The following is a 10,527-nucleotide window of genomic DNA, read 5'->3' on the forward strand; positions in this document are numbered from 1 at the left end:
GGGAGCCCCTACATGCCGGGGTCGAAGGTCGGATGGCCGGTCGGGATCGGCATCCGCATGGAGAAGCGCAGGCCTTCTTCGAGGAACTCCATGGACACCTCGGCCTGGAGCTGCGCGGCCAGCACGCGCTGGAGCAGGCGCGTCCCGAAGCCCTGACGGGTGGGTTTTCCCACGCGGGGCCCGCCATGCTCCACCCAGGTGAAGTGCAGCATCGGGCGCTCCCCGTCGACGATCCCCCATCGCACGTCGACCTGCCCGCCGAAGGTCGACAGGGCGCCGTGCTTGGCGGCGTTCGTGGTCAGCTCATGGATCGCCATGCCGATCGGCACCGCCGCCTCGGAGGGCAGTTCCAGAGGCGGCCCCTCGATGGTGATGCGGTTGCGGGCCTCGTCCTCGTAAGGGCCGAGTTCCGTCTGGACGAGATCGTCCAGGGCCGCCTTCTGCCACAGGTCCTCGGTCAGGAGATTATGGGTCCGGGCCAGTGACACGATGCGGCCGACGAAGCCCTGGTAGAATTCGTCGATGCTCGACGCCGTGCGCGCCGTGGACCCCACGATGGCCTGGACGGTCGCCAGGGTGTTCTTCACCCGGTGGTGGAGTTCGCGGATGAGCAGGTTCTGGCGCTTCTCCGCCTCCTTGTAGCGCGTGATGTCGATATTGACGCCGACCATGCGCAGGGGAGCGCCCTTGTCGTCGTAGAAGAAGAGCGCGATCGTATCGATGGTGCGGACCGTGCCGTCGGGACGGCGGATGCGATAGGCCAGGTTGATCTCGGGGTCGTGGCGCGCGAGCGCCTCGCCGATGGCCTTGTTGGAGGGCGCCAGGTCGTCCGGCAGCACCGCGGCCTCCCAGCTCGAGAAGTCCTCCCCGAAGGTGCCTTTGTCCAGGCCGAACAGGCGTTCCTGCTCCTCGGTCCAGGTGACCTTGCCGGAGGGGACGTCCCAGTCGAACACGCCGATCCCGGCCGCCCGCTGGGCCAGCGCCAGGCGTTCCTCGCTGACCCGCAAGGCCGCTTCGGTCAGCTTGAGGTCGTGGATGTCGACGCTCGTGCCGACCCAGCCCTTGAACTCGCCCGTGGCGGCATTGTGCACCGGGGCGGCCCGGATGATGTGCCACCGGTAATCGCCCTCCTTGGAACGGTAGCGCACCTCCGTCGTATAGGGTGTCTCGTTCGCCATGACGGGCTTCAGCTCTTCGGTCATCCTCACCCAGTCGTCCGGGTGAATGGCCGCCGTCCAGCTGTGTCCCGGGGCCTCCTCGGGCGGCAGGCCCGAATAGGCGACCCAGCGTTCGTTCGTGTAGGTCAGTTCGAGATTGGGCTTGACGATCCAGACCAGCGCCGGGAGCGACTCGGCGATGAGCTTGAACCGCGCCTCGATCTCGCGGAGCTTCGTCTCGGCCCGGACCTTCTCGATGGCGAGCCACGTGCGCTCCGCCACGTCTTCCACGAGGGCGACCTCGTCGCTCGTCCAGTCGCGGGGAGTCGAGGAATAGACGTAGAACTCGGCGATGAAGCGTCCGTTCTTGTGAATGGGCACGAGGAAGCCCGCGCGCGCATTGATGGTGCTGTAGAGGGCCTGCAGCGCCGGGTCGTCGAGGCGGGGATCGCTTCGCACGTCGTTGATGATGGCGGGCTCCCCGCGCCGGAGAGCCTCGATGATCGGGCCGGCATGCCGGTCGATCTTCTCGACCTTGCCCTCGTTGGTGATGAGCCCCCAGGACCACTCGCGCTCCACGATGATGACGCCGCGATCCTCGTAGACCTCGCCGTAGCCCGCCGTGTCGACCTTCAGGAGCTTGCTCACGTTGCGCGACGCGATCTCCATGATCTCGTATTCGTCGTCGATGCTGCTGATCTGGTCGTTGAGCTTGAGGAGGAATTCCTGACGGCGCTGCGCCTGGTCCATCTCCTCCCGCAGCCTCTGCCGCTCCCTGATGTCCTGCAGGACGCCCACGAAGCGGACCGGCTTGGTGCCCTCGAAGACGATGCCGCCGCGCACATGGACGTGGCCGATGCTTCCATCCGGTTTCAGGATGCGATGCTCGATGTTGAAATCCGTCCGGGTGCGGAGCGCATAGGCGATCGCCTGGTTGATGCGCTCGATGTCGGCCGGATGGAACATGGCCTGCAGGTCGGCGTATGTGAGTTTCGCCTCGGGCGGAAGCCCGAGATACAGCCTGAAGGCCGGCGTGCCGGTCACCTCGCCGGATTCCAGGTCCCGCTCCCAGGCGCCGAGGCGGCCGATCTCGAGGGCCATCCTCAGCTTCATGTTGCTCGACCGCAGCGCCTCCTCGGCCTGAGCCAGCCGGGTCTCGAGCTCCGCGACGCGTTGCCCGTCGCCCTCGCGCGGGGCCAAGACGTCTTCAACGGTCAAACTGCCGCGCTCGGTCATCTGTCGGTTACTTTCAAGGTCACTGTGCACGCTCTGCGGCTTGGCGCGCCGCGCTCCCGTCCGTGTTACGTTTTCACATAGCGCGTCGGATCAATTCTGGAACCCTTGAACGCATCGGATCGCGAAGGCATAGGCGAGGCCGACCTCCTCGAGGCGGTCGAACCGGCCGGCCGCGCCCGCATGGCCCGCCTCCATGTTGAGCTTGAGCACGACCGGGCCGCCCCCGGTCATGGTGGACCTGAGCCGCGCGACCCATTTTGCGGGCTCCCAATAGGTGACCCGCGGGTCCGTGAGCCCGGCCAGCGCCAGGATCGCCGGATAGGCCTGCGGCCTCACATTGTCGTAGGGCGAGTAGGACAGGATCGTCCGGAAGGCCGCCTCGTCGGCGGCCGGGTTGCCCCATTCGGGCCATTCCGGCGGGGTGAGGGGCAGGTCGCTGTCGAGCATGGTGTTGAGCACGTCGACGAACGGCACCTCGGCGATGATCCCGGCGAACAGGGCCGGCGCCAGGTTGGCCACGGCCCCCATGAGCATGCCGCCCGCGCTGCCGCCATGGGCCACGATCCGCCCGCGGGCTGTGTAGCCCGCCTGGACGAGAGCCTCGCCGCAGGCGATGAAATCGGTGAACGTGTTCGGCTTCTTCTCGCGCTTGCCGTCCATGTACCAGCGCCAGCCCTTTTCCGTGCCGCCGCGGACATGCGCGATGGCATAGACGAACCCCCGGTCGACCAGGGACAGGATCCCGGTGCGGAAGCCCGCGGGCATGGACATGCCGTAGGAGCCGTATCCGTAGAGCAGGCACGGGGCGGAGCCGTCGAGCGCCACATCGCGCCGGTGGACCAGGGAGACGGGGACCTGTTCGCCGTCGGGCGCCGTCGCGAACAGCCGCCGCGTCACGTAATCGGCCGGGTTGTGCCCGCTCGGCACCTCCTGGCGCTTGCGCAGGACGCGCTCGCCGGTCCGCAGGTTGTAGTCGGTCACCTCGCTCGGCGTCGTCATGGACGAGTAGTGGTAGCGGATGACGACCGTGTCGAACTCGTAGCCGGCCGAGAAGCCCAGCGAATACGCCTCCTCGGCGAACGCGACCTTCTCCTCCCGGCCGGTGGCGAAGTCCCGCAGCACGATGCGCGGATTGGCGTTCTCCCGCTCGAGGCGCACCAGATAGCGGGCGAGCGCCACGACCGACAGGATCATGGTGCCGGGCCGGTAGGGCACGAGGTCGGTCCAGAACGCGCGTCCGGGCGTCGCGACCGGAGCCGTGACGATCTTGAAATCCTCGGACCCGTCCGCGTTGGTCAGGATGATCAGGCGGTCGCCGTGATGCTCCACATCGTACTTCAGCCGGGGCGTGCGCGGCTCGACGAGCCGGGGCGACGCCGAGGCATCGGCCCGGTCGAGCAGCCAGATCTCCGAGGTTTCGTGGTCGCTGGCCTCGATCAGCACGAAGGCGTTCGACTGGGTGACCCCGAGCTTCACGAAGAAGCCCGGGTCCTGTTCCTCGTACACCACCTGATCCTGCTCGGACCCGGTGCCGAGACGATGGCGCTTGACCCGCACAGGGCGGTGGTTCTCGTCGAGCTCAACGTAGTAGAAGCCGGACGAATCGTTGAGCCATACGGCGCCCCCGGAGGTCTGGAGCACCGCGTCCTCGAGGTCCGTGCCGGTGTCGAGATCGCGCACGCGGATCGTGAAATACTCCGAGCCCTTGAGATCCGCCCCCCAGGCCATGAGCCGGTGGTCCGGCGAGTGGTCCGCCGCGCCCAGGTCGAAGAAGGGATGGCCTTCCGCCTCCCTGTCCCCGTCGAGCATGATCGTCTCGGAACCGCCGTCGCGGGGCTGCCGGCAGACCAGGGGATGCTGTCCGCCCTCCCGGAAGCGGGTGAAATAGGCGAAGGGCCCGTCCGGCTCGGGAACGGTCGAATCATCCTCCTTGATGCGCCCGCGCATCTCGGCCACGATCCGGGCCTGAAGCTCCTCCGTTCCGGCAAAGACCGCGGCCGCGTAGGCGTTCTCCTGCTCCAGGACGGTCCGGATGGATCCGTCGAGGGCGGACGGGTCCTTGAGAACGTCCCGCCAGTTCTCCGCCTTCAGCCACGCGTAATCGTCATGGACCCGGATCCCGTGCACGTCGACGACGTGCGGTCGCGCCGGGACCGACGGCGCGGCGGGCAGGGGACGAGTGGCGAGGCGTTCGATGTTCATGAAACCGTCCGGGCAAATCATCAAGAGGCGGGATTATGCACAGATAACGACAATTTCCCATGCCGGGTCCCGTTTGCGCCGCCGGGCGCCCGCCCGGCGCAAAAGCGGGCGCCTTTCTAGTTACTTCTTCAGATCGGAGCGATAAAAATTCTGTGACGAAAGCCTTAAACTGCGTCGGAACCCATTAACTGTTCAGCGCAGGTTTATTGCATAGTGGAAGTTGATACGAAGTTTTCCAAAGTTTTCCTTTTGCACATCTTGCAAAGGCGCTGGATTTGCCATACTTGGACGAGCGAGCACGATTTCTGTGCAAGTACGGTGCGGCTCAAGGAAGAGGCAAGCATTGCCTCAGACAAGAATGCTCAATTGTAGGCTGAAATGCTTCTTTGAGTCATTCTAAAGAGCCGGAAAGGAAGAAAATCAAAATGAGCGACAACATCGCTGCTTCGAACTACATTGAGTTGGCTGCAGATATCGTTTCTGCCTATGTGAGCAACAATTCTGTTCCTTCGGGCGATCTGCCGACGCTGATCAACGACGTTCATTCGGCTCTTCTGCGTGTCGGGGGCGGCACCGTGGAAGCGCCCGTCGAGGCCCCGAAGCCGGCCATTCCGGTGAAGAAGTCCGTGACCCCGGATTACATCGTCTGCCTCGAGGACGGTAAGAAGTTCAAGTCGCTGAAGCGCCATCTGCGCACGCAGTACAACATGACCCCCGAGCAGTACCGGGAGAAGTGGGCCCTGCCCGTCGATTACCCGATGGTGGCTCCCAACTACGCCAAGGCCCGTTCGGAACTCGCCAAGGAGATGGGCCTCGGCCAGCAGCGCCGGAAGCGCCGGTCCTCGCGCAGCAGCAGCTAGCGCGCCGTGCGAACACCCTCCCCACGTCATGGCCGGCCTTGTGCCGGCCATCCCGATGCGGAGGAGCGCGGCGTTCCCAACAATCGGGATCACCGGGACAAGCCCGGTGATGACGGGGCGGGACGAGAGCCTCTGACGCGGCCCTCTGGGTCCCGTCCGATGCTCTCAGCGGGCCGCCTCCGCGCCCCCATCAGCCGCCCCCCGGGCGGCTTTTTGCTTGTCTGAGCCGTGAGGATCCGCCGCGCGCGCCCGTTCGGGCGCGAACCGGCCGCGATAGGCCGCCGGGCTCGTGCCGAGCCGCGTCCTGAAATGGTGGCGCAGGGTCGCGGCGGACCCGAAGCCGGTCGCTCCCGCGATGGCCTCGATGGATTCGCCCGTCGATTCGAGCAGGTCCCGGGCGCGGGCCAGGCGCTCCGCGAGCAGCCATTCCCCCGGCGGCAGGCCCGTCGCGGCCTTGAAGCGCCGCAGGAAGGTGCGCACGCTCATGCCGGCTTCCGCCGCGAGCGCGGCGACCGGCTGCTCCTCCGCGAGGCGCGCCCGCATCCGGTCGAACAGGGGCGCGAACCGCAGACCCTCGCGGGCCGGCGGCACGGGATGCTCGATGAACTGCGCCTGTCCGCCTTCGCGATGGGGCGGGACCACGAGGCGCCGGGCGAGCCGGTTGGCGATCTCGGGACCGAAATCGGCCCGCACCACATGCAGGCAGAGATCGATGCCCGCCGCGCTGCCCGCCGAGGTCAGCACCCGGCCTTCGTCCACGTAGAGAACATCCGGCTCGACGGTGACGTCCGGGTAGAGCCGCGAGAGGTTTTCGACATGTTGCCAGTGGGTGGTGGCGCGCCGGCCCGACAGCAGCCCCGTCGCGGCAAGAGCGAAGACGCCGGAACAGATCGACATGAGGCGCGCGCCTCGCCCGTGGGCTCTCCTCAGGGCCTCCACGAGTTCCGCCGGAACCGGCTCCGCATGGGGGCCCCGCCAGCCGGGAATCACGATGGTGCCGGCCTCCTCGAGCAGTTCGAGCCCGCCATCCGCCATGATCTGAAAGCCCCCGGTGGCCCGCAGGGGGCCGGGCTCGATGGCGCAGACCGCGAAGCGGTACCAGTCCGGGCCCATTTCCGGCCGGGGCAGGCCGAAGACTTCGACCGCGATGCCGAACTCGAAAGTGCTCAGACGATCGTAGGCGAGGGCGACGACGAGTCGGTTTGGCATGATGTTTACGCCTGTTGGCAAGTGCGCCACTTCCCACCATGACGCTTTCGCGGAACTCTGGCTACGGCTTTTCCACAGGAGGTTGCCATGCCAACGAGCCCCGTCGCGGCCATTCCGGCCCCCGCTCCGCCCCGGGCGGCGGAGCATTTCGCCAATCGTCTCGCGTTCGAAACGGATTGCGCCGACGTGCACGAATCCCTGTCGACCGGGATCGTGGACTTCGTGCTCCTCGACGTGCGCGGCCCCAAGGCCTACGCGCGCGCCCATGTGCCGGGCGCGCTCCATTGCCCCCATCGCGAGATGTCGGCCGAGCGCATGGCCGTCTGGCCCGCCAGCACCCTGTTCGTGGTCTATTGCGCCGGTCCCCACTGCAACGGCGCCGACCGGGCGGCTCTGGCGCTGTCCCGGCTCGGGCGCCCGGTCAAGCTGATGCTGGGCGGGATGACCGGCTGGGCCGACGAAGGATTCGCCTTCGCCCGGGGCTCCGATCCCGGGTCCCTGGCGACGAGCCCCGCCGCCTGACGCCGGCCGGGTCTCTCGCCGTCCCGGGCGAGGGACCCTTTGCGGCATTCATGCGGTCGGGAGAGGCCCCGTCCGTGTTATCCTCACTCTTATCAACACATTTGGATCCGCGTTGACAACTAGGGATATGCTCCCACCATCGGGGCCTGAGGGAGAGAGCCCCTCGTTGATGTGTTTATAGGAACAAAACATGAACATTGACGATCCCGATGAGGTTCATGAGTCGATTGCAGCACCAAGGATTCCGGCCTCGGACAGCATCCGCCCGGGCAAGCGCTCACGCAGGAAGGCCCGGCGGACCGCAGCGGCCGGCGGAGAGCCTGCGGGTGTCGATCTGCCCCGGGAGGCTTGGCGGCTCCTGACCGCGCTTGGGCAGCCGGAGACCCGGGCCATGGCGGATCCGACCGATGCCGCGACGGTGCTTGTCCACAGGCGGCGCTCCGGAATCTCCGTGGGGGCAGGGCGCTTCGCGGCCACGGCCGCCGATGCCCTCGTGCGTCACGATCTCGCCCGCTGGGACATGTCGGCCTCCGGAGGCAGGGCTCTGGCGCGGACCGCCGCCGGGGAGGCCCATCTGCGCCGCCTGACCGCCCCGGAGGCCGGGACGGCGTTCCTGCACCAGCACCACGACACGGAACTCGCCACCGTGGCGACTGACGCGGGACCCGTGCGGGTGCGGGTCGATTCCGAGGAGAGCCCGCTCGACTGGCTGCGCCGCCGCAAGGGCCGCGACGGCGAGCCGCTGATCGACGAGGCGTCCTATCGGGCGGGCGAGCGCCTGCGGACCGACATCACGCTGGCCGGGCTCCTGCCGGGCGTGACGGCGCGCTTCGACGGGCTGCCGGCGAGCGCCGGCCCGGCCGCGCCGGGTGAGGCCACGGACCGGATGGTCGCGGCGCGCCAGCGCCTGCGCAACGCCTTCGACGCCCTCGGGGGCGATTTCAGCGACCTGCTGCTCGACCTGTGCGGCTTCCTGAAAGGCCTGGAGCAGATCGAGCGCGAGCGCCGGTGGCCGGCGCGCTCGGCCAAGGTGGTCGTGCGCCTCGCCCTCGCGCGGCTCGCGGAGCATTACGGCATCGAGGCCTCGGCCCGCGGTCCGGCGGCGTCCCGGGGCATCCGCGCCTGGCAGGCGGTGGTGATCGACGGCGGACGGGTGTGAGAAGCCCTGTCGGGCTCCGCACCCGTCCCGCCACCCACTGGGACGTCATGGCCGGCCTTGTCCCGGCCATCCCGATTCGAAAGGCGCCGCGCGTCGGACAAGCGGGATCACCGGGACGAGCCCGGTGGTGACGGGGAGGGTGGTGTGAGCGGGTGATGACGGGGAGAGGTGACACGCTCCGGTGCGAACACCCTCCGACGTCATGGCCGGGCCCGTCCCGGCCATCCCGATCCGGAAGAACGCCGCGCTTCATCATATCGAGATCACCGGGACGAGCCCGGTGATGACAGCGTCGAGGGTATCAGCGTGGAGGGTATCAGCGCCGGATCATTCGAACCGGACAGGCGTCGCGCTTCGCACCGGCGGGCTGTCCCGATCGCCTTCAGGTGGCCGCCAGGGCCATCTGGGCGTCGCGGCGGATCCGCTCGACCATGGATCTCACGCCGTTGGAGCGCTGCGGCGTCAGGTGCTCCGACAGGCCGAGTTCCTTGAACAGCCCGAGCGCGTCCGTCGCGAGAGCCTCCGCGGCCGTCTTGCCGCTGTAGAGGGAGATCAGGAGCGCCACGAGGCCGCGCACGATATGGGCGTCGCTGTCGCCGCGCAGATGCAGGACCGGATCGCCATCCTGGCGGTCGAGGTCGGTCTGGAGCCACACCTGGCTGGCGCAGCCCTGCACCTTGTTGACGTCGTTATGCGCCTCGTCGGGCAGGGGCTCCATGAGCCGGCCGAGCTCGATGAGATAGCGGTAGCGCTCCTCCCACTCGTCCAGCAGCTCGAAGTTGGAAACGATGTCGTCGATGGTCGGCAGCATGGCGGTCCTGCGGTGTCTGCCGGACATATAATCATCGCCGGGCGGTTTGGCGACCGAGGGTGACGCCTTTACGTGCGAGGCTTGGACGCAGCCGGTGCGCGATCTTCGGGGCGCAGGGTGTCCGAGGGCTTGGTGTCGGAGGGCTTGATGTCGGATGGCTTGGCGGGCGCCGCCGTGGGGAATCCGGACGTGGTCAGGATCTTGTCGACCACGGCCTGCTTGGCGCTGTCGGGAAGGGCTTTCCAGACGGTCTCGAGATGTCCGGGCCGGCCCTCTGCGGTCGCCCTTTCGGGAGCGGCTTCGCTCGCCTTCGGGGCGAGGAGGGCCTGGAGATCGGCCCCTCCCTCGCCGTGCCGGCGCACGGGCGAGTAGTAGAAGATGGCCCCGACGATGAGGATGAAACGGAGGATCGAGAACATAGGCCGGTCGGGTGCTGAAACGAGGATCGATGCAGCATCATAACGGAGTTCGCCGGACAGCGCCCGGGAGGCGCGCCAAGAATCCGGAAACAGGATGAACGAAATCTTGCCAGGCTGGCGCTTCGGCAAAGCTTTGGAATCAAAGCGGAAATTCCCTGAGCCCGATGGTCCGGCCGAGCCGGCGCCTCCGGCATGGACCGGGTTTGGCTGCGGGGCCGAAGCAATTAGGTTTCGCTTAAACCGGCTCTGTCAGGCTTTGCCCCGAGAAAGACAGAAAACGGTGCCTCGACGCCTTGCCTTGCGGGACGTGAAGACCAGAACGACATCCATCTTCGAAGACGGAAACGACTGCCTTGCGTGAAGCTTTTGTCGACCATCCCGATGACGACCTCGACCTGCCGGCCGTCGTGCGCCGGAAGGCTCCGGCCCGGCCGACCCAGAAGCGCGCGGCCAAGCCGCCGCGCAAGCCCGGGATCGGCGAGAGGGCGGCGTCCTTCATGGTCGCGCATCCGCGCCAGATCCTGGCCGCCCTCTTCCTGACCGGATGCGGCGGCATGATCGCCTGGAACGCCCTGGCGCTGCAGAGCAGCCGCCACCCGGCGCCGCTCTTCACCACCCGGGAGGTCGTGCTGGCGCCGGGGCCGGACATCGAGCCCGAGGTCTCCCGGCCCGAGGTCTCCCGGCCCGAGGTCTCCCGGCCCCTTCCGCCGGCCCGTCCCGGCTCCAGGCCGGCCGACGAGGCGGCACAGGCGGCCGCTCCCCACGAGGCCGCCGCCCATCCCGTGGCCGAGGCGGCGCCGGCCGCCGCGCCGAAGCCCCGCAACCCCATCGCCGAGATGATCCGCACCGGCGGCCAGCCCGCCGCGGCGGCGCCTCCGCCGGCGCGGGCCCCGCAGGCCTCCGCTCCCGCCGCGCCGGTCGCGGCTGCGCCCGCGCCCGCCGGCCCCGTGCG

9 protein-coding genes are annotated in these 10,527 nt (G+C 68.1%); 4 read left to right on the plus strand and 5 right to left on the minus strand.

Translation table 11 applies throughout. From position 1 onward, the window contains the following. Positions 1-8: 8 nt before the first annotated feature. Positions 9-2,393, minus strand: a complete 2,385-nt coding sequence (locus NF876_RS29800) for a PAS domain-containing protein (protein ID WP_262271912.1) — start codon at positions 2,391-2,393, stop codon at positions 9-11. Positions 2,394-2,483: 90 nt separating this feature from the next. Next, complete coding sequence (locus tag NF876_RS29805; RefSeq protein WP_262271913.1) at positions 2,484-4,595, minus strand: S9 family peptidase; 2,112 nt, start codon at positions 4,593-4,595, stop codon at positions 2,484-2,486. Positions 4,596-5,020: 425 nt separating this feature from the next. Here NF876_RS29805 and NF876_RS29810 point away from each other — a divergent pair, with 425 nt between their 5' ends. Continuing rightward, positions 5,021-5,455, plus strand: a complete 435-nt coding sequence (locus NF876_RS29810) for a Ros/MucR family transcriptional regulator (protein WP_036352441.1) — start codon at positions 5,021-5,023, stop codon at positions 5,453-5,455. Between the two features lie 165 nt (positions 5,456-5,620). On the opposite strand, the gene ftrA is transcribed toward NF876_RS29810, so the two are convergent. Continuing rightward, positions 5,621-6,685: a transcriptional regulator FtrA gene (gene ftrA / locus NF876_RS29815; protein WP_373696742.1), complete on the minus strand. Its 1,065-nt coding sequence runs from the start codon at positions 6,683-6,685 to the stop codon at positions 5,621-5,623. Positions 6,686-6,751: 66 nt separating this feature from the next. Here ftrA and NF876_RS29820 point away from each other — a divergent pair, with 66 nt between their 5' ends. Both NF876_RS29820 and NF876_RS29825 read left to right on the plus strand, forming a co-directional pair. Continuing rightward, positions 6,752-7,186 carry a rhodanese-like domain-containing protein gene (locus NF876_RS29820; protein ID WP_262271915.1) on the plus strand — a complete coding sequence of 145 codons (435 nt, stop codon included), beginning with the start codon at positions 6,752-6,754 and terminating at the stop codon, positions 7,184-7,186. A 190-nt stretch (positions 7,187-7,376) separates the two neighbouring features. Continuing rightward, positions 7,377-8,345 (plus strand): DUF6456 domain-containing protein, encoded by a 969-nt coding sequence (locus tag NF876_RS29825; protein ID WP_262271916.1) that lies wholly within the window; start codon positions 7,377-7,379, stop codon positions 8,343-8,345. A 382-nt stretch (positions 8,346-8,727) separates the two neighbouring features. Here NF876_RS29825 and NF876_RS29830 read toward each other — a convergent pair whose 3' ends face one another. Both NF876_RS29830 and NF876_RS29835 read right to left on the minus strand, forming a co-directional pair. Then, positions 8,728-9,183 (minus strand): SufE family protein, encoded by a 456-nt coding sequence (locus NF876_RS29830; protein ID WP_262271917.1) that lies wholly within the window; start codon positions 9,181-9,183, stop codon positions 8,728-8,730. 41 nt (positions 9,184-9,224) lie between these two features. Then, positions 9,225-9,575: a hypothetical protein gene (locus tag NF876_RS29835; RefSeq protein ID WP_262271918.1), complete on the minus strand. Its 351-nt coding sequence runs from the start codon at positions 9,573-9,575 to the stop codon at positions 9,225-9,227. Positions 9,576-9,928: 353 nt separating this feature from the next. On the opposite strand from NF876_RS29835, the gene NF876_RS29840 reads away from it, so the two are divergent. Further along, positions 9,929-10,527, plus strand: a 599-nt coding sequence (locus NF876_RS29840; protein WP_262271919.1) for a hypothetical protein, incomplete at its 3' end; no start/stop codon positions are given.

This window comes from Microvirga yunnanensis, assembly GCF_025460875.1.